Raw genomic sequence first — 24,787 nt, forward strand, 5'->3', positions numbered from 1 at the left:
TACTCCGTCGAACAAAGCGAAACCGGTGCTGATGTACTCACCGCCAAAGCTGGGTCCGAGACCGATGGCGACCTCCGCACGGTCTTCACACTCAGCGTCGACAAGGACGGCTCCTGGGACTTTGACCTCCAAGACCAGCTCGATCACGCAGGCCCTCAGAATCCTGGCGTTGAAAATACGGGACTGGAGTCAGGTCTTGACGGAACGACAACTGTTCCCAGCATTGACTTCTCCTCTATCCTGACGGCAACTGATGCCGATGGCGATATCGTCACTGGCGCGGCTCCCGGCTCCTTTGCTATCACAGTCGTAGACGATATTCCTACAAACAACTTTGGCGATACCGCAGGAACATCTGGTACCGCATCTGCCTATGGAATCAGCGGCACATGGAATGCAAGTGCAGGTGCCGATGAGCCAATCAGCTTTGGAAATATTTCACTTTCGACCGTCACCGTTAACTCAAAAGCATCAACTGGACAAGTCACAAGCCAGGAGACCCTTGAAGATGGAACAATTCTAGTAAAGGGGAGCTATCAATACAACGCAAATGGGGTACAAGGCGACGCAGACGATCAGATTACATTCTCTTTGCAGATCAACAGTGACAACACCTACTCCCTGTCCACAGATATACCTACCTCTAGCAAAACAACCTTCGACACCGTTTCAGATGTCTTTAAGCCTGGCAATCCCAGCCAAGTCAAGTCCGTCGAGATTACCGATACGTTAACAGGCTCAAAGATTGGACTCACACTTGACAGCATGAGCAATGCTGACAAGGTTTACGTAAGCAACCAAGGCGTTGGAGTAAACAATAATCTGTTCGAGGTCGGCGAGACGATTAAGATCAATCCATCTAATACTTATGCAAACGGAACGCCAGCAGTAACAAGCTCAGTCTCGCTTCTATTCACAGGAACAGGCGCCAATCAGTTCACCGAAGTAGATGCCATCTCGTACACTATCTACGGCTTTAAGTCCAATGGAACAGCCACTGCCACGCCAATCAGCGGAACAATTACTACTACTCTGGCAGCTGGTCCCCTTTCCTCGTTCACTTTCACACCATCTGGTGATATGGCTTCAATTGACTACGTAGTCATTAGTGCCGGAGCGACCACAAACGTAAAACTTGATATTGCATTCGAGACTTCGTCTACAGTGGCCGTGCCGCCAGTTCCTGTCACCCTAGCATTCAATGTACCGGTAACCGATGCAGATGGCGACACCGTTGTGGATCAGTTCACCGTTGCCATTACCCCTGGCGATGCAGTTAATCCGCCGATCGCTGTAGACGTTAATAACGACGGTACTATTGAATATCAAAGCCTAGCTCAGTCGCAAGCCTCTTTTGACTTCGATTCCAATGGAATAGCTGAGCGCACAGCCTGGGTTGGCGCAGAGGATGGGCTACTCGCCTTTGACCATGATGGGAATAATATCATTAGCGACGCAAGTGAAATAGCATTTGCGCGTCTAACCCCCGAAAACGATACGGACTTGCAAGCCCTGGCTACCATTCACGACACAAACAAAGACGGCCTTCTCGATGCCAATGATGAGTCTTTCTCCTCCTTCGGTGTTTGGCAAGATGACGGTGATGGCGTTGGCCAGTTAGGTGAGTTTCACTCACTGCAGGACCTCGGGATTTCCTCGATAAACTTAATAGGCGATGGAGTAAGCTATACAACAGCCGATGGCGATGTCTTGGTTCACGGAACCACCACCGTCACCTATGAGGATGGCACTACTACTATTGCCCAAGACGTAGAACTGTCTGCCTTGGTTGACCAAGTCATCGCTGATCCTTCAATACTGACAACATCAACGGATGTCACCGAGACTATAACTGCAGATCCCTCTGCAGTTACCGATACCCACACCATAACCGACGACACGGACATGGGCACGGTGGTCGATGCCTACCTGGCCACAGAACCCGTGTCGGAAAGCACCGTGGCAGAGATTAACCACGAAGTGACGACAACCACAGACCCGATTGAGACCACCCTTGCTGATTCATCCACCTTCGACACCTCAACGACAGATACAGCAGTTCACGACGTGGTAGATACCACGCATACCGACACCAGCCACACTGACAGGTTCGACACCTCTCATTCCGATTCCTCAACAGACTCTCACGTGATCTGATCCCTGGGCCCACTGGTTGCCATCTCAGGCAGCCAGTGGGCCTTCTTTAGAACCCTGCCGAACACCTTCCCATCCAGTGGCGATGGACATGTCAGACGCACCAACTCCCGACTATCCCGTGATCGAGTTGGTGGAAACCTTCTTCGAAGTCCTTTCCTCAGCAGCCGATCTCAGCACCGCAGCCGCCGACCGTCCGGCGGAACTGGTGTATGAACTCGATCAGATGATCAGTTCCTACCTTCAGGAGAACCAGCTCTCCGCAGAGGCCTACAACGCCGTGCAGCAGGACGTGTTCAACACCATTGCCGCCAATCTGCATGAGCAGAGCTTCTCTGAGGCGTCCCCGATAGGCTTTGACAGCCATGGCAACGCCCATGCTGCCGATGTGATCGCAGCCCTCGACAGCCATTTCCACGAGATCGCCTCCACCCCCATCGACGACACCGCCTACAACACCATGGTCCATGGGGACCTCAGTGACAGCTTCAGCTCCCATCCTTTTGACCCTGGAACTGTCAGCTAGGACAACTAGGACAACACGGCAAACAGCAAAAAGCCCCCATCCAGTGGGGGCTTTTTCATGCCAGAGATCAGATGTAGACCGAACGGAAGCTCCTCAGCAGACTGAGAACTCCTCAGCCCTCCGTGACCCCCTCAATCCGATCCTCGATCTCCTGGTAGATCTCCTGCAGCTGCTGGATGTTCTCATCGGAGGTTTCCCAGTAACCGCGGCCATTCACTTCCAGCAGCGTGCCCACGATGCGGCGGAAGCTGTGGGGGTTGAGCTCCATCAGCCGCTTGCGCATCTCCGGGTCGTTGATGAAGGTGTCGTTGGCCTCCTCATACACGAAGTTGTCCACGGCACCGCTGGTGGCACTCCAGCCCAGGGTGAAGTTGAGGCGCTTGGCCACCTCGCGCACACCCTCGTAGCCGGAATTGAGCATGCCCTCATACCACTTGGGGTTGAGCAGCTTGGTGCGCGAATCGAGGCGGATCGTTTCGCTCAGGGAGCGCACCTGGGCGTTGGCCGTGGTGGTGTCGGCGATGTAGCTCGACGGTGCCTTGCCGTCGTCACGCAGGCCCTGGATCAGCTTGGTGGGGTCGCTGTCGAAGTAGTGGCTCACATCGGTGAGCGAGATCTCGGCGGAATCCAGGTTCTGGAAGGTCACATCGGCGGTCTTCATCGCCGATTCAAACACTTCGCGGTTCTGATTCATCTCACCGGGGTTGTCGGCGTTGAAGGCGAAGGTCTTGCGGGAGAGGTACATCTCCTGCAGTTCGTTCTCCTCTTCCCAGGTGCTGTTCTCCACCGCCAGGTTCACATTGGAGCTGTAGCTGCCGCTGGCATTGGAGAACACCCGGGTGGCCGCATCCCGCAGGGAGATGCCGTTGGCGGCCGCCTGCTCCTGGGCGTGACGGCGCACGAAGTTCATCTCCAGGGGCTCGTCGGCCTCGGCGGCCATCTTCACGCCCTGGTCGATCAGGGCCATCTGGTTGATGAACAGGTCGCGGAACACACCGCTGCAGTTCACCACCACATCGATGCGGGGCCGGCCCAGCTCCTCCAGGGAGATCAGTTCCAGCTTGTTCACCCGGCCCAGGGAATCGGGCACGGGACGCACGCCGATGAACCAGAGGATCTGGGCCAGGGATTCGCCGTAGGTCTTGATGTTGTCGGTGCCCCAGAGCACGCAGGCGATGGTTTCGGGCCAGGTGCCCTGCTCGGCCTTCTGGCGCTCGATCAGCCGGTCCACCACCACCTTGGCCGCCGCAATCGCGGCGCGGGTGGGGATCGCCTGGGGATCCAAGGCATGGATGTTCTTGCCGCTGGGCAGCACGCCGGGGTTGCGGATCGGGTCGCCACCAGGGCCAGGCAGCACGTATTCGCCGTCCAGGGCCTTGAGCAGGCTCTCCATCTCCATATCGGCGCAGATCTGCTCCAGGCAGAAGCGCAGGTAGCCGAACAGCTTGTCGAGCTCGGCCTGGTCCACATCGGGGAAGCCGGCGGCGCGGCAGGCACTCAGCCAGGGGCTGGGCAGCTTGAAACCGAACTGCTCCAGGAGCTTGAAGAACCAGCCGAAGTTCTCCCGCAGGGTCACGCGGCCATCGGCGCCGGTGACGGCCTTCACCATCGAGCCCACGGCCGCACGGCACACCTCGGTGATGGTGCGATTGAGCTCCACATCGACGAGCACACCGGTGTCGTTGCCCTTGTAGACATCGGCAATGGTGCGCCCCATGCTCTCGGCCAGCAGGGCCGGCAGCGAGCGCAGGCCATCGTCTTCCCGCTCCAGGGCGGCGATGTTCACCAGGGTGGCGATCGCCTCCTCGGCGGTGGGGGGCTTGCCGATCGTGTGCAGGCCGCAGGGCAGCAGCCGGCTCTCGATCTCCATCAGCTGGCGGTACACCGCCCCCACCACGCCGTCGCGGGCGTCGAGGTCGATCTCGGAGGCATCCACCTCGGGCAGCACCACGTCCTTGTCGAGGTTGCACTGGCGCGCGGTTTCCACGATCGCGTTCACGATCTGCACGCCCCGGCTGCCCTCACGCAGCTGCTGGTAGGAGCCCACCAGCTCACCCAGCTCCTTGAGGCCCTTGTAGAGACCGGCGTTTTCGGCCGGCGGGGTGAGATAGCTGATGGTGGAGGCGTAGCCGCGCCGCTTGGCGATCGTGGCTTCCGAGGGGTTGTTGGCCGCGTAGTAGTAGAGGTTGGGCAGGGCGCCGATCAGCGAATCGGGGTAGCAGGTTTCGCTCATGCCCATCTGCTTGCCGGGCATGAACTCCAGCGAGCCGTGGGTGCCGAAGTGCAGCACCGCATCGGCCTTCCACACCTTCTCCAGGTAGGTGTAGTAGGCGGCGAAGCCGTGGTGGGGGCTGGCACTGCGGGAGTAGAGCAGCCGCATCGGGTCGCCCTCGTAGCCGAAGGTGGGCTGCACGCCCACGAACACATTGCCGAAGTGGCGGCCGTAGATCAGCAGGTTGGTGCCGTCGCTGTTGAGGTTGCCGGGGGGCTTGCCCCAGTTCTCTTCCAGGCGCTCGGAATAGGGGGTGAGGCGCTCGTATTCCTCCACGCTCATCCGGTGGGCGATCGACAGCTCCGGCGCACCTTGGAGAGCTTCGGGATCGTTGATCACCGCCTCCATCAGGGCCTTGGAATCCCGCGGCAGGTCCTGCACGTCGTAGCCCTTGGCCTTCATCTCCTGGAGCACCCGGTGGATCGACCCGAACACATCCAGGTAGGCGGCGGTGCCCACGTTGCCCTTGTCGGGCGGGAAGCTGAACACGGTGATCGCCAGCTTCTTCTCGGCCCGCGGCTTCACCCGCAGCGAGGCCCAGCGGATCGCCCGCTCAGCGATGGCATCCACCCGGTCCTGCAGGGTGTGGGCCTTGCCGGTGGCGTCGTCGCGGCCGGAGAGCACGATCGGCTCGATAGCGCCATCCAGCTCGGGGATGGCGATCTGCAGGGCCACCTGCACCGGGTGAAGGCCCAGGTCGCTCTCCTCCCACTCCTGGGTGGTCTGGAACACCAGCGGCAGCGCCACCATGTAGGGACGGTTGAGGCTCTTGAGCACCTCGATCGCCTTGGGGTGGTCCTGGCGGGCCGGGCCGCCCACCAGGGCGAAGCCCGTGAGGCTCACCACACCATCCACCAGGGGGATGTCGGGGTTGAGGGGGTCGTAGAAGAAGGCGTTCACCGGCTTGGTGAAGTCGAGCCCGCCGCAGAACACCGGGATCACGGTGGCGCCGCGGTATTCCAGCTCCTGGATCACGGCCACGTAGTGGGCCTCATCCCCGGTCACGATGTGGCTGCGCTGCAGCACCAGGCCGATCACCGGACCCTTGCGGGCGGCCTCGGAGAGATCGGTGCGACTGGCGGTCCAGTTCAGGTATTCCTTGAGGTCTTCGAACATCCCCGGCGCCAGGGGGTGCCAGATGCCGAGGTCGGGGAACACCACGGGCTCGGCCACCTCCACGGCGGGCCGGTCGCTGCTGCCGCGGGGGAACACATACTTATCCGCCAGCATCAGCAGGAAGTTCCGGAGGTTGTCCGGCGTGCCGCCCAGCCAGTACTGGAAGCTGAGCATGAAGGAGCGGGCGTCCTGGGCCTTCTCCACCGGCAGATACTTCAACACCGTGGGCAGGGTGTTGAGCAGCTTGAGCATCGCGTCCTGGAAGCCGGCACCGCCGGCCTCCTTCCGCTTCTTCATGAAGCCGGCGATGGCGCTCTTGCTCTGGCCCAGCTGGGCCATTGAAAAGGTGCCGAGCTTGTTGAGGCGCATCACCTCCGGCATGGAGGGGAACACCACGGCGGCCTTGAGCCGGTCGCGGTGGGGGGCCACGGCGTCCACCACCTTCTGGGCCAGGTCTTCGATGAAGATCAGCGAGGCGATGAACACATCCGCCTCGGCCACATCGGCGCAGAAGCTGGCGTAGTTCTCGGGGTCGCGCAGCTCCTCGATCAGGTAGCCGCTCAGGTCGATCGCCAGGGGGCCGTTCTGGTCGTTCAGGGAGGTGGCCGCCTGGGTGAGGGCGTTCTGGTACTGGGGCTCGAGCACCACATACACCGCCCTCATCACGGCCCGACCGTTCACGTCCGCGGGGCTGACGCGGCGGCTGGCGGAGCGGACCTGGGTGAACATGCGGGCGGATTGAGCAATGTGAAGCAGCCTACGAAGCACCGGCGCCCTGCGCGAGCGCTCCGGACAAGGCGTTACAGGGGTTCTGGGGGGCCACCTCCCGGATGCGAGCGTCGGTGAGTGCTGCCATCCGGCCCCATTCCGATTCGCCTGCCCCGACCCCGGCTCACGACGACGCTGGTGGCCCTGTTTCTGCCGCTGGTGTGCGGCACCGGCGCCCTGGTGAGTGCCCTGGGGGTGCAACACACCGCCCAGGTGATCTCCAGCGCCAGCACCCAGACCCTGCGGGCCCTGGTGGGGGAACTGCGGGCCCAGATCGGCCGGGCGATCGATCCGGCCACGGCCCTGCTGGAGCTCAGGCGCATGCAGGAGCTGGCCGAGGACCGCAGCCTCAGCCAGCGCCTGGCCCTGCTGCCCAGCTTCGCCGACGCCCTGGCCAAGAGCCCCACCTTCACGGCCTACCAGGTGGCCGGTCGCCGGGATGATTTGTTCATTGTGGCGCGGGCCATGGGTCCCCGGGGCCCGGTGCTCCCTGACCTGCCCCCCCGGGCCTCGCTGGTGGTGCTGGCCATCGAACCGGGCCGGCGGGTTGGGAAGAAGCTGGTGTTCGATGCCGACCTGCGCCAGCTGAGCGCCACGCAGATGGCACTGCCGCCTGGCTTCGTGCTGCGCGAGCGCCCCTGGGTGCGCCTGGCCCAGGGGGCCACCAGGCCGGTGATCGCCCCCGTGCACCGCTTCGCCTTCGACGGCCAGATGGGCGTGACCCTCTCCCTGTCGACACCCGGGGGCGGAGCGGTGGGCGCAGCCCTGCCCCTCAGCGGCCTGGCCGAGCTGCTGACGCGGTATCGGATCACCCCGGGCACCCAGCTGGCGCTGGTCACGCCCGGGGGGTCGGTGCTGGCCACCCCGGCGATGCAGGGCATGGACCAGCTGAGCCAGAACGGCCAGGGCGCGGTGGTGATGCCCACCCTGAGCCAGCTGGGCATGCCCGCCCTGGCGGCCCTGGCCCCGCGCCTGAAGGAGGCCGGAGCTCGTCCAGGGGCGATCAATCAGGCGCCGGGCTTCAGCCGCTTCCGAATGGCTGGCCAGGTGTGGCGAGGTGCCGTGGTGGGCCTGCCCTCGCCCTTGCAGGGCGGCAACACGGTTCTGCTGATGGCCCTGCCGGAGCGGGAACTGCTCGTCGAGGCCCGACAGCTGGCCCGGGACGGTGGCCTGGCGACCCTGCTGGTGCTGCTCCTGGCGGTGCCCGTGGTGGTGCTGGTGTCGCGGCAACTGTCGGCCAGCCTGCGGCGGCTGGCCGCCCAGGCCGAGGCCATCCAGGGGTTCGAGCTGGAGGGCCACGCGGTGCCCCGCTCGCGCATCACCGAGGTGGATGCGCTGGTGGTGGCCTTCAACGGCATGCGGGCCACGATCCGCCGCTTCCTCCACATCTCGGCCCTGCTGGCCGCCGAGGAGAACGTGGATCGGCTGCTCGAGCAGCTGCTCAACGAATCGGTGCAGGTGAGCGGCGCCTGCGGCGGCACCCTGGTAGTGCCCCCCGACCAGCGCCTGGAGCAGGGGGACGTGGGGGCTCCTGAGGGTGACGCGGCCGCCGAGCGCCTGGCCCTGCCCCTGCTCAGCCGCCGCGGCGAGGGCCTGGGGGAGCTGGTTCTGCACTTTGCGGAGCCGCCCGAGCCGGCCCGGGTGGCCTTCTGCCGGGCCCTGTCGGGCAATGCGGCGGTCGCCCTGGAAACCCGCGGCCTGATCGCCGCCCAGAAGGCCCTGTTTGAGTCGTTCATCCAGCTGATCGCCGATGCGATCGACGCCAAGAGCCCCTACACCGGTGGCCACTGCGCCCGGGTGCCGGAGCTGGCCCGGCTGCTGGCCGATGCGGCCTGCGAGGCCCGCAGCGGCCCCTACGCCGATTTCCAGCTCACCGAGCTGGACCGGGAGGCCCTGCACCTGGCCTCCTGGCTGCACGACTGCGGCAAGGTGACCACGCCGGAATACGTGGTCGACAAGGCCACCAAGCTCGAAACCCTGCACGACCGCATCCACGAGGTGCGCATGCGCTTCGAGCTGCTCAAGGCCGCCGCCGAAACCGACCACTGGCGAGCCGTGGCCGAGGGGGGGGATCGCCAGGGGCTGCAGGCCGACCTGGAGCGCAGCTGGGCCGAGCTGGATGCCGACTTCGCCTTCGTGGCCGACTGCAACCTGGGCGGCGAGTTCATGGCACCGGAGCGGATCGACCGCCTCCAGGCCATCGCCGCTCGCCGCTGGCGGCGCACCCTCGACGACCGGGCCGGTGTCTCCGGGGACGAACTGCGGCGCCGCCAGCGGGAACCCGAGCAGCCCCTGCCGGCCTGGGAGCCCCTGCTGGCCGACCGGCCCCACCACCGCATCGAGCGCCTGCCCCAGCAGCGCCTGCCCCGGGACAACCCCTGGGGCATCACCATGGCGGAGCCTGAGCTGCTCTACGACCGGGGCGAGCTGCACAACCTCACGATCAGCCGCGGCACCCTCAACAACGAGGAGCGCTACAAGATCAACGAGCACATCATCCAGACGATCCGGATGCTGGCGGCCCTGCCCTTCCCGGACCACCTGGCGGCCGTGCCCGAGATCGCCACCGGCCACCACGAGACCACCGATGGCCGGGGCTACCCCCGCGGCCTCACCGCCGAGCAGATGAGCCCCCTGGCCCGGATGATGGCCATCGCCGATGTGTTCGAGGCCCTCACCGCCGCCGACCGGCCCTACAAGAGCGGCAAGCCCCTCTCGGTGGCTCTCGCGATCCTGGTGACCATGGCCAGCGAGCGCCACCTGGACCGGGAGCTGCTGGAGCTGTTCCTCGAAGCCGGGGTGTGGCGCACCTACGCCGAGCGCTTCCTGGGACCGGATCAGTGCGATGCGGTGGACCTGGAGGCGTTGCTGGCGCGGCTGCGGGGCTGAGCGGGATAGCCCAGCCGGCGGGCGCGGGGGCCCATAGGCTCGGCAGGATCAGGCCTGGGCGGTGTCGGCCCCGGCCCTGGCCCTCCTTGCGGCTCCATCCCCTTCCATGACGAACGCCCCCGCTCCCTCCCCCAGCAGCGCCCCGATCGCGGTGGTGGTGGCCGGCGCCCTCGGCCGCATGGGGGCCGAGGTGGTGAAGGCCGTGACCGGTGCGCCCGACTGCCGCCTGGTGGCCGCCATCGACACCACCGCCGGCAAGGAGGGGGTCGATGTGGGCCTCGAGCTGGGCCTGGGCGAGCTGGAGGTGGCGATCACCAGCGATTTCGAGGGGGCCCTCTGCCAGGCCAGCCAGGCCGTGCGCAACGACGGCCCCGGCGGCGGCGCCGTGCTGGTGGACTTCACCCATCCCTCGGTGGTCTACGAGCACACCCGCGCCGCCATCGCCTACGGCGTGCACCCGGTGATCGGCACCACCGGCCTCTCGCCCCAGCAGCTGGCCGACCTGGCCACCTTCGCCGAGAAGGCCTCGGTGGGCGGGGCCGTGATCCCCAACTTCTCGGTGGGCATGGTGCTGCTGCAGCAGGCCGCCGCCGCCGCCGCCCGCTTCTACGACTTCGCCGAGCTCACCGAGCTGCACCACAACCGCAAGGCCGACGCCCCCAGCGGCACCTGCATCAAGACCGCCGAGCTGATGGAGGAGCTGGGCAAGAGCTTCAACCCCCAGCAGGTGGAGGAGCACGAGACCCTGGCGGGGGTGCGCGGCGGCCAGCGCGAGAGCGGCCTGCGGCTGCACTCGATCCGCCTGCCGGGGCTGGTGGCCCACCAGGAGGTGATGTTCGGCGCCCCCGGGGAGACCTACACCCTGCGCCACGACACGATCGACCGCTCCGCCTACATGCCCGGCGTGCTGCTCACGGTGCGCCGGGTGCGCCAGCTGCAGGGGCTGGTGTATGGCCTCGAACGCCTGCTCTGAGGCCCGCCGGCTGGCCGTGAACCCGATGGGCGGCAGGCCCTTGGCCGCTCGACCGCCAGCCGGCAGCATGCACCGATGCTGATTCCCCTCAAGCCCGGCGAGCTGCAGCGCCTGATCCCGGCGGTGGCCACCGGTCCCCAGTTCGCCGCCTGCACCGGCAACCCCCAGAAGGTGCTGCAGCGGGTGCTGATCGCCGTGATCGGCGGCGTGATCACCCTGCTGATCAGCCAGAGCCAGTTCTCCAGCCGCTGGGGTCCGGTGTGGCTGGTGGTGGGCTTCGTGTTCCTGCTCTACGTGCTGTGGGGCCCGATCCTGGAGGCCGGCCAGAAGAACGCCACCCTGCGCCGCTATCCGGCGGGGGCGATCTTCGAGGGGGAGGTGGCGGACCTCTTCACCCGGGAGCGGCTGGAGGGCCAGCAGGAGACCACCGACCGCGAGGGTCGGCTGAAGCTGGTGGAGAACCGCCGCACCTGGCTGTGCCTGGAGCTGGAGGACGAGGACGGCTACCTGGGCCAGGTGCGCTTCCCCTACGACAAGAAGCACCAGGTGATCCGCCCCGGCATGGTGGTGCGCTGCCTGGTGCTGAGCGAGCGCAAGGACTTCTCGCGCATCGGCGCCCTCAGCGACGCCTGGCTGCCCCAGCCCAAGCTGTGGGTGGGCGAGTACCCCTTCCTGCTGCGGCCGGCCTTTGAGGAGCTGTGCCTGAAGCGGTTGCGCTGACCAGGGCAGGGTGGGCTGAACCGCGCTGAAACACGCCTCACTCCGCGGAGCCTCAGATCCGGGCGGGGCCGAGGGCCGGGCAGAGGCACTCCCGGCAGTGTCCAAGGTTCTGTACGGGATTGGCGGACACCGCCGGCCCCCAGCCGCGGGACCCGCCAGCCAGGCCCCAGCGGCGAACCACCACCCACCGGTTAACCGGCCGTTACGGGACGCAATATTGCGTTACATTGTGTTCACCGTTCCCGAGTCGCCCCATGGCCCAAGCCCCTACCGCCTCCCCCATCCGCGGCGCCACCGTCACCCAGGAAGACGGCGGCCGCCTCAACGCCTTCGCCACCGAGCCCCGCATGGAAGTGGTGGACGCCACCGATGGCTGGGGCTTCCATGAGCGCGCCGAGAAGCTGAACGGCCGCATGGCCATGCTGGGCTTCATTGCCCTGATCGCCACCGAATTCGCCCTGGGCGGCGAGGCCTTCACCCGCGGTCTGCTCGGCATCGGCTGAACGTCAGGGCCCCAGCCGGTCACCCTCGGGCCCGGCTGATTGACCCCCAGGTCTGACCTCTCCGCAGGGATGACCACTCCCAACCGCAGCACAGACTCGTGCTGCGGTTTTTTCGTGCCGCCCCACCCAGCCCGTCCCATCTGGCCCGCCCCCCTCGCGCCATGGAATCGCAGCAGTTGCAGGCCCGGGTCCATGGGGCCGGCCCCACCGGGGCCCTGGCGGCCCTCGCCCTGGCCCAGGCCGGCTGGCGGGTGGAGCTGCTCGATCCCCTGGATGCCGCAGCCCTGGGGCAGCGCAGCCGCGCCTACGCCCTCACCCATTCCAGCCGGGAACTGCTGGAGGGCCTGGGCCTGTGGCAACCCCTGGCCGCCCACCTCGCCCCCTTCCGGCGGCTGGAACTCTGCGACCGGGCCCTGCACCGCCAGGTGAGCTTCAGCACCGCCGATCTGGGAACGGCCGACCTGGGACCAGCGGATCGGGTCGGGACAGCCCACGGGGCGGACGCTGCCGTGGGCTGGGTGCTGCAGCACGGTCCGCTGATGGCCCTGCTGCTGGAGCGCCTCCAGGCGGATCCAGCGATCACCCTGCGGCTCGGGGAGCCCCTGGCGCCGGCAGAGCCCGGATCCCAAGAGCCAACGACCCCAAGGCCCGCGAACAGGGACCCGTTCGATCTCGTGGTGGCGGCCGACGGCAGCGCCTCCCCCACCCGCCGGCAGGCCGGCCTGGCCTGGTATTCACGGCCCTACCGCCAGGGCTGCCTCACGGTGCAGGTGCGCCTGCGGGGCAGCGCACCCGATCAGGCCTGGGAGCTGTTCCGCCCCGAGGGTCCCTTTGCGGTGCTGCCCCTGGGCGGCGACGCCTGGCAGCTGGTGTGGAGCGCGCCGCTGCAGCGGCTGCGGCAGCTGGAGGCCCTCGATCCCGTTGCCTTCCTGGACCAGCTGGCGGGCGTGCTGCCCGAGCAGCTCCAGGCAGAGGCGCTGCTGGATCAGCCCCGGGCCTGGCCGGTGGCCCTGGAGCTGGCCTGGCCCCTGGCCCGCCGCCGGCTGGTGCTGGTGGGGGAGGCGGCCCACCGCTGCCATCCCGTGGGCGGCCAGGGCCTCAACCTCTGCTGGCGCGACGTGGCCCTGCTGCAGCGGCTGGCGGCCCGGGCCGCCGCGGGCCGGCTGCGGCCGTCCGCCCTGCCCCGGGCCTACGGCTGGGGCCGCCTGCCGGATCTGCTGGCGATCCTGCTGGCCACCGATGCCCTGGTGCGGCTGTTCTCCAACCGCCATCCCCTGCTGCTGCCGCTGCGGCGCCTGGCCCTGGCGGCCCTGGCCCGCATGGCCAGGCTGCGGCGTCTCAGCCTGGCGGCCATGACCGACGGGCCTTGCCGGCTGCGGCGCGGCTGAGCAGCATGGCGCCATGGTGATCGCCACCTCGCCGCAGCCGGGTCCGAGCCCGGGGCTCCTGCGCTACCTGCGCCAGGGCCTGGGGCTGAGCGAAAGCGCCCTGACGCTCGGCCTCAAGCAGGCCCAGGTGGAGCAGGCGCCGCTGCCGGTGGTGCTCTGGCGCTTCGGGCTGATCAGCCTCGAGCAGCTCGACCAGGTGCTGACCTGGCAGGACCGCCAGGACTGAACCTCAGGCATTGCTGGCTCAGGACCTGAACGTCAGGAATAGATCAGCAGCGACTCGACCGGCACCGCGCCGGGCAGCTTGCGGCGACCGGCCAGCTCCGCCAGTTCCACCACGAAGGCAAAGCCGATCAGCTCCCCGCCCACGCTGGCCACCAGCTCGGCGCAGGCGCCGGCGGTACCGCCGGTGGCCAGCAGGTCGTCGACGATCAGCACGCGCGGGCGGCTCTCGAAGCCGTCGGGGTGGATCTCCAGCCGGTCGGTGCCGTATTCGAGGGCGTAGTCGATGCCGTGCACCTGGCCGGGCAGCTTGCCGGGCTTGCGCACCGGCGTGAAGCCGATGCCGCGGTCGGTGGCCAGAGCGGTGCCCACGATGAACCCGCGCGACTCGATGCCCACGATCAGATCCGGCTGCAGCCGGTCGCAGACATCGCCCAGCTGGCGCACCACCTCGCGCCAGCCGGCGGGATCACGCATCAGCGGGGTGAGGTCGCGGAACAGGATGCCGGGCTTGGGGAAGTCGGGCACATCGCGCACCAGCTGGCGCAGATCAAGCGAGGACATGGGCAGGCGGGCGCCGGGAGCCGGCGGGGTTGGACGGGGTGGGCTGATCGCGTCAGTGGTCTGGTCAGCAGAGCGACCCCTGCGGATGACGAATCGGCTCCACGACTGGCAGTATCGCAGCCATGAGTGAAGCCCTTGCGCCTGCGGCGCCGCCGTCCCAGCAGGCCCACCCGAGCGGGGGGGAACGCTCCAGCCCCCTCTCCCGGCGCGGCATCGAGCGCCTGGACCTGATGCTGCTCTGCGCCGAGGCCCTCGACTACAACGGCGGCGAGGCGATGGTGTGGATGAGCGAGAGCCTGGGCTTCAGCGACCTCTTCCCCAACCGGGTGGAGCTGTGGAAGCGTCGCTGCCACAACCCCCTGCGCCGGGCCACCCGCCGCGGCCAGCTGCAGGAGGTGGAGACCGATGCCCTGATTCGCATCCTCAACGCCCTGGCCGAACGGCTCTACCCGATGCTGCGCCAGCTGCTCTCCAGCGCCGAACCGCCGGAGCTCTCGGCCCAGCGCTGGCAGCTGTTCCGCCGCCGGCTGGCCGATCTGGTGCAGGAGCGCTTCAACCTGCGCCGTGGCGGTGTGCAGCGCCTGCTCGACGAGCGGGAGGGCCCGGAGCTCTGCCGTCAGCTGATCCAGGCCCTGGCCCTCAGCGCCGGTCCAGGGGGCTTCGATCGGCTCAAGGCAAGCCTGATGGATCCGGTGTCCTGAACGAGCGCACCCGCCCTGCCGGGACCCCAGGGCCCCAGGGGCTCCCCCTGACACCGCCAGCCGCAGCACCGCCGCTCCCCATGACCACCGCCGCGCCCCGATGAAACTCAGCGCCCGCTACGAACAGACCAGCTGCCGGCTGGTGCTGGAGGGCTTTCCGGACCTCTCGGCCGGCCATGGCGACCAGGTGCTCGGCATCCTCACGGGCTGGAGCCTGGCCCTGGCCGGCCGCCCGGAGCTGGAGGGCAAGCGCGAGCACCTGGTGGCCCTCTTGCAGGTGGTGCTGCCCTATGCCCGCCACCTGCTCAGCGGAGCGCCCCGGGTCTTCGGCACGGACGAGTCGCCCATGGTGATCGCGCCCCAGGACAGCGGCCACGCGCTGCTGCTGCGCAGCAGCCAGCCCGACACGCCGCCCCTCACCCTGCAGCTCGACGACGCCGAACTGGCCGACCTGGTGCGCTGCCTGGATCAGCTGCGGCTCGATGCCCGCGTGCAGGTGCCGCTGGAGCTGCCCGCTCCCCAGCCGCTCAAGCGCTCCGAGCTGCGCCACCGCCAACCGCTGAGGCGGCGCCTGGCGGCCCCCGCCACCGGCATGGCCGCCCTGGCCCTGGGCTCCGTCCTGGCGCTGCTGCTGCCCACCCCCAAGCCCCCCACCGCACCGGCGGCCGCCCCCGCCGCCCCGGCCCGGCCCGTCGCTCCCGGTTGACGCCCGGGCCTGGCCCAGCACACTGGAGATCAGTGCCGACGACACCGTCGCCGCCAACCCCGTCGCCGCGCGCCACCCTGCCGCCGTCCTTCCCGCAGTCATCCACCCCGCAGCCGTCCACCCTGGTTCCCCTGTCTTCGATGTCGCTGAGCTGGTCCGAACTGCGCCGTCGCGTCACCCGCCTGGGGGCGTCGCTCGACGTGGTGGTGCGCAGCGATCCGGAGGTCTGCGGCCTGAGCGGTGACGGCTTCCACCTCTCCATGCACCACGGCGGCCAGGGCGACTGCACCGTGGGCGCCCTCAGCCTGGTGGACTGCCCCAACGAGCTCGTGCTGATCGAGTTCGAGCGCTGGATGCGCGGCGCCGGCTATCAGCTGGACGCCTGAGCCCGCCCCCGACACCCCCATGAACCGCCCCCGTCGCCGCCTGCACCTGGTGCGCCCGGGGCGGTCCGGCCCCCCCGGCCCGCGCCACGTCTTCCGCCGCAAGCGTCCGCCCAGCCGGGGCCGGCAGCTGCTCGACGGCGTGCTGCTCCTGGCGGGCGGCACCGGCCTGCTGGTGGGCCTGTGGCTGCTCACCGAGCGGTTCGACACCGTGCTGCTGGTGAGTCGGGCCATCAGCGACCTGCTCATCGGCCTGGCGCGGCTGGGGGCGGGGCTGCTGCAGCTGGTGAGCGTGCTGCTGCTCGTGGGCCTGGCCCTGCTGGCGCTGGCGATGCTGGTGGGCGGGCTGGTGCGCCTGGTGCGGGCCGTGCTGGCCCCAGCCCCACCAAAGCGTCGCGAGTCCGTCGGCCTGCGCAGTTGAAGGGTCGGTGGGGGCTTTCTCCTGGCTCCCGGGGCCCGATGGCGCGCCGGGAAACTCTCCCTAACATCCGGCCATGGGCAAGAAGGGCAAGCACAAGGGAAGGGCCTCAACGGCGAAGGCAGCGGCGGGCTTCAACGCCGGCACGCTGCTGCCCCGCCACGGTCGCTTCAGCGATCGCTACTACCCCTCCTCCCAGCTCGATGACCTGCCCGGCGTGGCCGCACCGGAGCCGGCCGCGGATTCGGGCTCAAGCAACGGCAAGCTCGATCGCAAGTTCTACGAGAAGGAACTGAGCCGGCTCCAGGAGGAGCTGGTGAAGATGCAGTACTGGGTGAAGGCCTCGGGCTTCCGCCTGATCGTGCTGTTCGAGGGGCGTGATGCCGCCGGCAAGGGCGGCACGATCAAGCGGGTCACCGAGCCGCTCAACCCCCGCGGCTGCCGGGTGGTGGCCCTGGGCACCCCCTCCGACCAGGAGCGGACCCAGTGGTATTTCCAGCGCTACGTGGAGCACTTCCCGGCGGCCGGGGAGATCGTGATTTTCGATCGCAGCTGGTACAACCGCGCCGGCGTGGAGCGGGTGATGGGCTTCTGCACGCCCACGCAGCTGCGGGAGTTCGAGCAGTCGTGTCCGGAGTTCGAGCGGATGCTGGTGCGCTCGGGCATCGTGCTGCTCAAGTACTGGTTTTCGGTGAGCGATGAGGAGCAGGAGGCCCGCTTCCGCTCCCGCATCGACGACCCCACCCGGCGCTGGAAGCTCAGCCCGATGGATCTCGAATCCCGGGACCGCTGGGAGGACTTCTCCCGCGCCAAGGACGAGATGTTCGCCCACACCAACATCCCCGAGGCCCCCTGGTTCACGGTGGAGGCGGACGACAAGCGGCGGGCGCGGCTCAACTGCATCCAGCACCTGCTCAGCAAGATCCCCTACCAGGACATGACCCCGCCGGCGGTGAAGCTGCCGCCGCGCAAGGCGGCCAAGGGCTACGCGCGCCCGCCGATGAACGAGCAGTTCTTCGTGCCGAACCGCTACCCCTGAATGGAGCCGTCGCCCTCAGGGGGGCAGGGTCTGGAGCTGCTCAGCGGTTCAGCTGCTGGAACCAGAACCCGGCCAGCTGCCAGGACGACCACAGGAAGATCCCCAGGAACAGCCAGTTCAGCCAGGCGGGGCGTTGGTCGTTGTCGAAGCGCATGGGCGGTGGGCCGGCCTCAGGGGAGGGGGGCGGATTCGAGCTGCCAGCGAAGCACACGGCCATCGCCGGCGCCGCCGCGGGCCTGGGGGCCGGGCACCGTGATCAGCTGCAGCCGCTGGGGGCCGCGCCGGTAGTCGTAGCGGCAGAAGCCCGGGCCGGTGCCCGAGCAGGCCGCCAGGCTGGCCAGCCCATTGCCGGCCAGCTCGCGCTCGAAGGCGCTGGGACTCTGCTCGGCATCCGGCCGCCAGCCCTGCTGGCGCAGCCGGGCGTCGGCGGCCTGGACCGGCTGCTGGGCCTGCAGTGGCAGTGGGGGTGACGGCGTGGGTGAAAGCGGAGCCGGCAGCGGAGCGGGCCGTGGGGCGGGCCGATCGGCCGGGGCTTGGGCCAGCAGGGCGGCCGCCACCAGCAGGGTCAGGGCACCGGACGGCGGACCCCAGCGGCGCAGGGCCGCTAGGGGGTCAGGCGGCCGCCACGGCCTGGCGCTGGGCCCGGCGCCGTTCGTGCCGGACCTCGAGCTGGTTGTAGACATCCACGAGCTGGGCACGAATGGCCTCCGTGTCCTCCAGCTTGGCAAGGTTGAGCAGCACGGACTCAATCTGGTCCTTGCTGTCGATCAGCAGGCGGCATTCGCTGGTCCCGGGTTCGTAGGCCATGGCGCAGATGCGGGAGAACTTCTTCGACGCCCATCGAATCCCGGCCGGAGCCGGGATGTGGTCGGGATTGCTGCCGTTTTGGACTTTGTTCAGCCGGGGCCCGGGCAGGCAGCGCGCCGGATCAGACAGAAGGGCAGGGTGACGAGTCCCGCCGGGTGGCGCCCGTGCTGGGGCGTGGGTCCATGCTCAGCCCTGTCGCCCCTGGTCGGCAAGACCTCAACCATGACTGGCGGGGGCCGAGGTGTGAGCGGATGTGACCGGGCCGCCGAGGCCCTGCCCGGGCCCAGACCGGAGTGGCTGCAGCTGAGACCAGCCGCCATGACTAGCCTGATCCCAGAGGCCTGCGGGAACGGCGAGGCGGGATGGAGGGCGAGCCTGCTGAGGGGAGGGCACCGGGCCGGCCGCCGGGGCTGGTGCGGCGTCAGCCATGAGCCAGCAGCGGCGCCAGGAGCCCACGACCCTGCGCCTGCGGGCGGTGCTGGACCAGATCGCGCAGGCCGTGGTGTCGGTCGACGACGGCAGCGGCCGGGCCGAGGCCAACGCGGCGGCGGTGCGCCTGCTGGGCCTGGAGGGCGCTGAACTGCCGGCCCCGGTGGTGCTGGCGGCCCTGGAGCAGTTGGCCGGGCGGTCCATCAACCGCGACGCCACCACCACCGACGCCGGCGAGGGGCCCCAGCTCTGGCGCTTCAGCGCCGCCCCCACCCATCTGCAGGTGCGCTGCACGGCCCTGCGGCAGCCGGGGTTCAGCGGCCGGGTGTGGGTGCTCGACGACGTCTCCGCCCTGATGGCGAGGAACGAGTACCTGGAGGCCGCCAACGCCGCCGGCATCGTGGGCGTGTGGGACTGGGATGTGCCCGCCAACGTGCTCAGCTGGGATCCGGTGATGTACCGGCTCTACGGCCGCGATCCCGGCGACTTCGGCGGCGCCTACGAGGCCTGGGCCGATGCGGTGCACCCGGAGGACCGGGCCTACGCGGAGGGGGAGATCCAGGCGGCCCTGCGGGGGGAGCGGGAGTATGCCCCGCGCTTCCGGGTGATCTGGCCCGATGGCTCCGTGCACCACCTGCAGGCCGTCTCCCACACCACCTACGACCGGGAGGGCAGGCCCCTGCGCATGCTCGGCGTCAACTACGACCTCACCGAGCAGGTGCGCATCACCCAGGAGCTGGCCTCCCAGAAGGCCCTGCTGGACACGGTGCTGGGCCACATCGACGCCCACGTGTACATGAAGGACCGGCAGGGGCGTTACGTCTACGTGAACCCCCCGGTGGCGGCCCAGTTCGGGCGGCCGATCGAGCAGATCCTGGGCCACACCGACCGGGAGCTGCTGCCGCCCGACGAGGCCGAGGCCCTCACCGGCGGCGACGCCCAGGTGTTTGAGCAGGGGGGCGCCCTGACCCTGGAGGAACACCTGCGCGACCCGGACGGGCAGGAGCGCCTGTTCCTCTCGGAAAAGCTGCTGCTGCACCGGCAGGGCCAGGACGACTGCCTGATCGGCTTCTCCAAGGACGTGACCGAGGCCCGGCGCCGCGCGGCGGAACTGGAGGAGCTGCGCCACCGCACCGAGCGCCTGGCGCTGGAGCTCACCGACCACATCCCGGCGGGCACCTACGTGCTGCGCTTTGCGGCCGATGGCACGCCGGTGTTCGAGTTCGCCAGCCGGCGGCTGCTGGAGCTGCTGGGCCTGGAGCTGGAGGCGGTGAAGGCCAACGGCGACCTGCCCTTCCAGCTGCTGCACCCCAGCGACGCCTCCGAGGCGCGGGCGCGGCTTCTGGAGGCCTACCGGCAGCGCCAGCCCTTCACCTGGGAGGGGCGGCTGCTGGTGGAGCACGGGCCGCTGTGGGTGTCGACCGAGGCCCTGCCCCGCAGCCGCGCGGACGGTTCGGTGGTGCTGGAGGGCGTGCTCATCGACGTGACCCGCCGCAAACAGGCCGAGCGGGAGCTGGCGGAGGCCAATGCCCTGTTCCGCCAGTCGATGCAGAACGCGGCGGTGGGGCAGTGCCTCTGCCGGCCGGGCACGGGCGAACTGCTGGAGGTGAACCCCGCCCTGTGCAGCTTCTTCCGCCGCGACGCGGAGACGCTGCTCGCCTGCAGCTGGCAGGAGCTCACCCACCCGGACGACCTGGAGATCGATCGGGCCCTGGCGCGGGAGCTGGAGCTGGGCCGGCTGGACACCTACCGGATCCGCAAGCGCTTCCTGCGGCCCGACGGCTCCCTGCGCTGGGGCGATCTCTCGATGTCGTGCATCCGCAACCCCGACGGCAGCGTGCGGGTGATGCTGGCCCAGATCACCGACATCACCGAGCTGATCCGCAGCCAGGAGCAACTCAAGGAGGAGCAGGCGCGGCTGCACACCACGATCGACTCCCTGATCGATCCCCACCTGCTGCTGGAGCCCGTGCGCGACGTGCTCGGCGTCATCGTGGACCTGCGCATCCTCGAGGCCAACCGGGCGTCCCTGGTGGAGCTGGGCAGGACCCGCGAGAAGCTGCTGGGGCGCACCCTGCTGTCGGTGCTGCCGGGCATCGCCAGCACCGGGCTGCTGGATCTGGCGCGGCAGGCGATCGAGGGCGGCCACGGCATCAGCCTCGACGAGTTCCACTACCCCGAGCACGAACTGGCAGGCGGCGATGTCTACCTGGACGTGCGCATGGTGCAGGTGGCCGGCAACCTCAGCTTCACCTGGCGGGATGTGAGCGAGCGCCGCCGGGCCGCCGAGCAGCTGGCCCACTCCGAGGAGGACTACCGCCTGCTGGCCCTCAACATGCTGGATGTGGTGATGCGCATGGCCGAGGACGGCACCGTGCTGTGGGTCTCGCCCTCACTGACGGCGATGCTGGGCTGGAGCCCCGAGGAGTGGATCGGCCAGAACGGCACCCGCTTTCTGGTGGATGGACCCGACTCCGAGACCTACCGCAGCAACCTGCAGCGGCTGCAGCGCGGCGAGTCGGTGGTGGCCCGCGATCGGGTGTACGCCAAGGGCGGCAGCATCCACTGGGTGGAGAGCCACATCAGCAGCTACCGCCGCAGCGACGGCACGGTCGACGGCCTGGTGAGCACCTTCCGCACCGTGGACCGGGAGGTGATCGCCGAGCAACAGCTCCAGCAGGAGGCCAACTTCGACGTGCTCACCGGCCTGCTCAACCGGCGCGAGATGCTGGAGCGCCTGGGCCGCTTCAGCGGCAGCCGCCGCCAGGGCGAGGGCCGCGCCGCCCTGCTGTTCTGCGACCTCGACTACTTCAAGCAGATCAACGACCAGCACGGCCATCTGGCGGGCGATCAGGTGCTGCGCACCCAGGCCGAACGGCTGCGGCGCTGCATCCGCGACGACGACCTGGCGGCGCGGATGGGCGGCGACGAGCTGGTGGTGGCGCTGATGGGCGTGGGAGGGCTGGAGGATGCGCTGGCCATCGCCGAGAAGATCCGCCGCGCCGCCGCAGAGCCGATCCCGGTGCTGGGCGAGCGGGTGACCTCCAGCCTCAGCATCGGCGTGACCCTGATCGAGTCCGGAGAGAATGTGGATGCGCTGATCGCCCGGGCGGACGCGGGGCTCTACGCGGCCAAGCAGCAGGGCCGCAACCGTGTGATCCCGATCGAGGCCTGATCAGGCGCAGGTCAATCAGCGCCGGCCACTCAGCGCGACTGGGAGGACGAGCCGCGGCGGCGGCCGTCGCCGCGCAGATCCCGGGCCCGCGACACCGACGGACGCACCAGGCCGCTGGCGGTGCGGGCGGTGCCGCCCTCGGCGGGCCGCTCGATCGGGTTGGCCTTGAGCTCGCTGCGCACCTGGTTCAGCAGCCGGAAGTGGCCGGTGGAGTTGTACTTGCGCAGCACGGCCGGATCCCAGGCCATCGGGGCTGTTGTGGAGGTGCCCTCAGCCTATGGCCACGGCAGTGGACCAGGGATCCGTGATAAGTTGTTACCGCGTCAACTGGAAGTCGGTCCGCCTTCGCGAAACCTGCCAACGGAGGCCGGCCCCTGGCCCCGCTCGGGTGCCGCGAAGGAGCGTTCCAAGTTCCGCAACCCCACCATCGTTCTCGCCATGACCCGGCTCGTCGGCCTGCAGGCCCCTGACTTCACCGCCACCGCCGTGGTGGATCAGGAGTTCAAGGAAGTGACCCTGTCCCAGTACCGCGGCAAGTACGTGGTGCTGTTCTTCTACCCCCTGGACTTCACCTTCGTGTGCCCCACGGAGATCACCGCCTTCTCCGACCGCTACAGCGACTTCTCCAGCCGCAACACCGAGGTGCTGGGCGTGTCCGTGGACAGCCAGTTCTCCCACCTGGCCTGGATCCAGACCGAGCGCAAGAACGGCGGCATCGGCGACATCGCCTACCCCCTGGTGGCCGACCTCAAGAAGGACATCGCCAGCGCCTACGAGGTGCTCGATGAGGACGCCGGCGTGGCCCTGCGCGGCCTGTTCATCATCGATCCCGATGGTGTGATCATGCACAGCACCATCAACAACCTGCCCGTGGGCCGCAGCGTCGACGAGACCCTGCGCGTGCTGCAAGCCTTCCAGTACATCCGCAGCAACCCCGACGAGGTGTGCCCCGCCAACTGGACCCCCGGCGAGAAGACCATGAAGCCGGATCCCGTGGGCAGCAAGGAGTTCTTCGCCGCCGTCAACTGACACCGGTCGGCTGAGCCAGACGTGACGAGGGGCCCGCAAGGGCCCCTTTTTGTTGGGATCCAGCCGCTGCGCCCGTCAGTCCAGCAGGGTGAGCGTGCCGGCCGCCGCATCGAGGCGGCAGCGGCGGCCCAGGGGCAGGGCCAGATTCGGTCGGCCATGGCCCACCGCCAGGCCGCTCACCAGGGGCACCCCCAACGGGGCCAGGCGCTCCAGCAGGATCTCCTCCATGGCGAAGTCGCCGGGGAGGATGTCGTCGCGGGCCCAGTCGAAGCGGCCCAGGCCGATGCCCCGCACGCCGCGCAGCAGGCCGGAGCTGCGCCACTGGGTGAGCAGGCGGTCGATGCGGTAGGGGGCCTCGCCGGTGTCCTCGAGCACGAGCACGCAGCCCTGCAGGGAGGGCAGCCAGGGGGTGCCGATCAGGGAGGTGGCGATCGTGAGGTTGCTCACCACCAGCGGGCCCTCGGCCACGGCAGCCGCCTGGGGGCCGGCCCCGTATCCGGCCCCGTGGCCCCGGCCCTGCAGGGGCGCCACCGCCTCGCCCCGCAGCAGCGCCGCCAGGCGGCGCCACTGGGGCCCATCGCCACCGAACCAGCCGTGGATGGCCCCCAGGCTCCCCGCCGCCCGCTGGGCCAGCAGCAGGGCGCTGCAATCGGAGAAGCCCACCGTCCAGCGCGGCCCCGGCGGCAGCGCCAAGCCCTGCTCCAGCAGGCGGGCACTGCCCCAGCCGGCACCCACGTAGAAGAGGGCCTGCACGGCGCTGTCGGCCCAGGCGCGGCGCAGGGCCTCAGCCCGCACCGCATCGGAGCCGGAGAACCAGCGCCAGCGGCCGAACAGCTCCCGGGGCGTCTGCAGGATCCAGCCCTGCTCCGCGCAGCGGCGCCGCAGCACGGCAAGGCCGTCGTCGCCGGACTCCAGCCAGGTGCCGGGGGCCAGGGCGGCGATGCGGCTGCCGGGCGCCAGGGGGGCGGGCCAGCCCCCGCCAGCGGACCCCCGGGCCAGAGACGGGCCGGCGACCAGGGCAGACGCCGTGCCCAGGGAGAGGCGCAGCAGCTGCCGGCGGCGCATCGGCCTCAGCCCAGCAGGCTGGCCAGCAGACGTCGCCCGTCGATGCCGCCGGTGGCGGGATCACAGGCCCGTTCCGGGTGGGGCATCAGGCCCAGCACGTTGCCCGCCCCGTTGGTGAGACCGGCCACATCGCCCACCGAGCCGTTGGGGTTGCGGCTGTAGCGCAGCACCACCTGGCCGTTGTCCTCCAGGGCCTGGAGCTGGTCGGGATCGATCTGGTAGCGGCCCTCGCCGTGGGCGATGGGGAAGGTGACCTCCTCGCCGCTGGCATAGCCCTGCAGCCAGGAGCAGGCGCCCGGCTCCACCCGCAGGCGGGCCGGCTCACAGAGGAAGTGCAGCTTCTCGTTGCGGGTGAGGGCGCCCGGCAGCAGGCCCATCTCGGTGAGCACCTGGAAGCCGTTGCAGATGCCGAGCACCCGGCCGCCGCGCTCGGCGAAGGCCGCCACCTCCTGCAGCACCGGCGCGAAGCGGGCGATGGCGCCGCAGCGCAGGTAGTCGCCGTAGCTGAAGCCACCCGGGATCACCACGGCCTCCAGGCCGCTGAGGTCGCGCTCCTCATGCCAGAGGAAGCGTGTCTCGATGCCAAGGCAGCCCTGGGCCGCCCACTGCACGTCCCGGTCGCAGTTGGAACCGGGGAACACCACTACACCCAGGGTCATGCTCAGGCCTCGGGGGCGGGGTCGGCCAGCTCGAGGCTCCAGTCCTCGATCACGGGATTGGCGAACAGGCGGTCGCTGAGCAGCTCCAGGCGCTCGCGGGCGCTGGCCGCATCGGGGGCCTCCAGCTCCACCTCCACCGCCTTGCCGATGCGCAGGCGGGTCACGCCATCCACGCCGAGGCGGGCGGCGGCGGCCCGGGTGGCCTCCCCGGCCGGATCCAGGACCGAAGGCCTCAGCGAGACCAGCACGCGGGCGGAGAAACGGGGCACCTGAGCTGCACG

The 24,787-nt window shown here is 68.9% G+C and carries 23 protein-coding genes; 15 read left to right on the plus strand and 8 right to left on the minus strand.

All coding sequences use genetic code 11. The features are described from left to right. Positions 1 to 2,157 (plus strand): hypothetical protein (locus tag ACLV7J_RS04400; protein ID WP_411867911.1); only part of this gene is annotated, 2,157 nt, incomplete at its 5' end. Between the two features lie 118 nt (positions 2,158 to 2,275). Then, positions 2,276 to 2,680 carry a hypothetical protein gene (locus ACLV7J_RS04405; RefSeq protein ID WP_411867912.1) on the plus strand — a complete coding sequence of 135 codons (405 nt, stop codon included), beginning with the start codon at positions 2,276 to 2,278 and terminating at the stop codon, positions 2,678 to 2,680. A 112-nt stretch (positions 2,681 to 2,792) separates the two neighbouring features. Here the strand turns inward: ACLV7J_RS04405 and ACLV7J_RS04410 are convergent, their stop codons facing one another. Beyond that, positions 2,793 to 6,797 carry a magnesium chelatase subunit H gene (locus ACLV7J_RS04410; protein ID WP_411867913.1) on the minus strand — a complete coding sequence of 1,335 codons (4,005 nt, stop codon included), beginning with the start codon at positions 6,795 to 6,797 and terminating at the stop codon, positions 2,793 to 2,795. 177 nt (positions 6,798 to 6,974) lie between these two features. Between ACLV7J_RS04410 and ACLV7J_RS04415 the strand changes: the two genes are divergently transcribed. From ACLV7J_RS04415 to ACLV7J_RS04440, 6 genes are all read left to right on the plus strand, one after another. Continuing rightward, on the plus strand, positions 6,975 to 9,725 hold the full coding sequence (locus ACLV7J_RS04415) for an HD domain-containing phosphohydrolase (protein WP_411867914.1): 2,751 nt from the start codon (positions 6,975 to 6,977) through the stop codon (positions 9,723 to 9,725). Between the two features lie 106 nt (positions 9,726 to 9,831). Then, the gene (dapB, locus tag ACLV7J_RS04420; protein ID WP_411867915.1) at positions 9,832 to 10,698 is read left to right on the plus strand and encodes a 4-hydroxy-tetrahydrodipicolinate reductase; all 867 of its coding nucleotides are present in this window, start codon (positions 9,832 to 9,834) and stop codon (positions 10,696 to 10,698) included. Positions 10,699 to 10,773: 75 nt separating this feature from the next. Next, positions 10,774 to 11,418 carry a hypothetical protein gene (locus tag ACLV7J_RS04425; RefSeq protein ID WP_411867916.1) on the plus strand — a complete coding sequence of 215 codons (645 nt, stop codon included), beginning with the start codon at positions 10,774 to 10,776 and terminating at the stop codon, positions 11,416 to 11,418. 254 nt (positions 11,419 to 11,672) lie between these two features. Further along, complete coding sequence (locus ACLV7J_RS04430) at positions 11,673 to 11,921, plus strand: high light inducible protein (RefSeq protein ID WP_411867917.1); 249 nt, start codon at positions 11,673 to 11,675, stop codon at positions 11,919 to 11,921. A gap of 161 nt (positions 11,922 to 12,082) precedes the next feature. Next, positions 12,083 to 13,309, plus strand: a complete 1,227-nt coding sequence (locus ACLV7J_RS04435; protein WP_411867918.1) for an FAD-dependent monooxygenase — start codon at positions 12,083 to 12,085, stop codon at positions 13,307 to 13,309. A 13-nt stretch (positions 13,310 to 13,322) separates the two neighbouring features. Next, a complete protein-coding gene (locus ACLV7J_RS04440; protein WP_411867919.1) occupies positions 13,323 to 13,535 on the plus strand; it encodes a DUF2949 domain-containing protein in 213 nt (70 codons plus the stop codon). 32 nt (positions 13,536 to 13,567) lie between these two features. Here the strand turns inward: ACLV7J_RS04440 and ACLV7J_RS04445 are convergent, their stop codons facing one another. Next, positions 13,568 to 14,095 (minus strand): adenine phosphoribosyltransferase, encoded by a 528-nt coding sequence (locus ACLV7J_RS04445; RefSeq protein ID WP_411867920.1) that lies wholly within the window; start codon positions 14,093 to 14,095, stop codon positions 13,568 to 13,570. 122 nt (positions 14,096 to 14,217) lie between these two features. Here ACLV7J_RS04445 and ACLV7J_RS04450 point away from each other — a divergent pair, with 122 nt between their 5' ends. The 5 genes from ACLV7J_RS04450 to ppk2 all read left to right on the plus strand — a co-directional run bounded on the left by ACLV7J_RS04450 (position 14,218) and on the right by ppk2 (position 17,342). Further along, complete coding sequence (locus ACLV7J_RS04450; RefSeq protein ID WP_411867921.1) at positions 14,218 to 14,796, plus strand: DUF3038 domain-containing protein; 579 nt, start codon at positions 14,218 to 14,220, stop codon at positions 14,794 to 14,796. A 100-nt stretch (positions 14,797 to 14,896) separates the two neighbouring features. Then, positions 14,897 to 15,502: a DUF4335 domain-containing protein gene (locus ACLV7J_RS04455; RefSeq protein WP_411867922.1), complete on the plus strand. Its 606-nt coding sequence runs from the start codon at positions 14,897 to 14,899 to the stop codon at positions 15,500 to 15,502. Positions 15,503 to 15,642: 140 nt separating this feature from the next. Continuing rightward, positions 15,643 to 15,888 (plus strand): hypothetical protein, encoded by a 246-nt coding sequence (locus ACLV7J_RS04460; protein ID WP_411867923.1) that lies wholly within the window; start codon positions 15,643 to 15,645, stop codon positions 15,886 to 15,888. A gap of 19 nt (positions 15,889 to 15,907) precedes the next feature. After that, positions 15,908 to 16,306, plus strand: coding sequence for a hypothetical protein (locus ACLV7J_RS04465; RefSeq protein ID WP_411867924.1), 399 nt, complete (start codon positions 15,908 to 15,910; stop codon positions 16,304 to 16,306). Positions 16,307 to 16,379: 73 nt separating this feature from the next. Beyond that, entirely contained in the window at positions 16,380 to 17,342 is a 963-nt protein-coding gene (gene ppk2, locus ACLV7J_RS04470) for a polyphosphate kinase 2 (RefSeq protein ID WP_411867925.1), read from the plus strand. Between the two features lie 170 nt (positions 17,343 to 17,512). Here ppk2 and ACLV7J_RS04475 read toward each other — a convergent pair whose 3' ends face one another. Both ACLV7J_RS04475 and ACLV7J_RS04480 read right to left on the minus strand, forming a co-directional pair. Then, the gene (locus ACLV7J_RS04475; protein ID WP_411867926.1) at positions 17,513 to 17,899 is read right to left on the minus strand and encodes a hypothetical protein; all 387 of its coding nucleotides are present in this window, start codon (positions 17,897 to 17,899) and stop codon (positions 17,513 to 17,515) included. A gap of 55 nt (positions 17,900 to 17,954) precedes the next feature. Beyond that, on the minus strand, positions 17,955 to 18,149 hold the full coding sequence (locus ACLV7J_RS04480; protein WP_411867927.1) for a hypothetical protein: 195 nt from the start codon (positions 18,147 to 18,149) through the stop codon (positions 17,955 to 17,957). 427 nt (positions 18,150 to 18,576) lie between these two features. Here ACLV7J_RS04480 and ACLV7J_RS04485 point away from each other — a divergent pair, with 427 nt between their 5' ends. Beyond that, a complete protein-coding gene (locus ACLV7J_RS04485) occupies positions 18,577 to 21,753 on the plus strand; it encodes a PAS domain S-box protein (protein ID WP_411867928.1) in 3,177 nt (1,058 codons plus the stop codon). A 29-nt stretch (positions 21,754 to 21,782) separates the two neighbouring features. Here ACLV7J_RS04485 and ACLV7J_RS04490 read toward each other — a convergent pair whose 3' ends face one another. Beyond that, positions 21,783 to 22,001: a hypothetical protein gene (locus ACLV7J_RS04490; protein ID WP_411867929.1), complete on the minus strand. Its 219-nt coding sequence runs from the start codon at positions 21,999 to 22,001 to the stop codon at positions 21,783 to 21,785. A 190-nt stretch (positions 22,002 to 22,191) separates the two neighbouring features. On the opposite strand from ACLV7J_RS04490, the gene ACLV7J_RS04495 reads away from it, so the two are divergent. After that, positions 22,192 to 22,782, plus strand: coding sequence for a peroxiredoxin (locus ACLV7J_RS04495; RefSeq protein WP_255127911.1), 591 nt, complete (start codon positions 22,192 to 22,194; stop codon positions 22,780 to 22,782). Between the two features lie 75 nt (positions 22,783 to 22,857). On the opposite strand, the gene ACLV7J_RS04500 is transcribed toward ACLV7J_RS04495, so the two are convergent. From ACLV7J_RS04500 to purS, 3 genes are read right to left on the minus strand one after another with little or no spacing between them, the layout of a single operon-like run. Then, on the minus strand, positions 22,858 to 23,847 hold the full coding sequence (locus ACLV7J_RS04500; protein ID WP_411867930.1) for a S66 peptidase family protein: 990 nt from the start codon (positions 23,845 to 23,847) through the stop codon (positions 22,858 to 22,860). 5 nt (positions 23,848 to 23,852) lie between these two features. Next, entirely contained in the window at positions 23,853 to 24,506 is a 654-nt protein-coding gene (gene purQ, locus ACLV7J_RS04505; protein WP_411867931.1) for a phosphoribosylformylglycinamidine synthase subunit PurQ, read from the minus strand. Between the two features lie 2 nt (positions 24,507 to 24,508). Continuing rightward, positions 24,509 to 24,775, minus strand: coding sequence for a phosphoribosylformylglycinamidine synthase subunit PurS (gene purS / locus ACLV7J_RS04510; RefSeq protein WP_255127908.1), 267 nt, complete (start codon positions 24,773 to 24,775; stop codon positions 24,509 to 24,511). Between the last annotated feature and the right edge of the window lie 12 nt (positions 24,776 to 24,787).

Source organism: Vulcanococcus limneticus LL (assembly GCF_943369875.1).
Lineage (GTDB): Bacteria > Cyanobacteriota > Cyanobacteriia > PCC-6307 > Cyanobiaceae > Vulcanococcus > Vulcanococcus limneticus_A.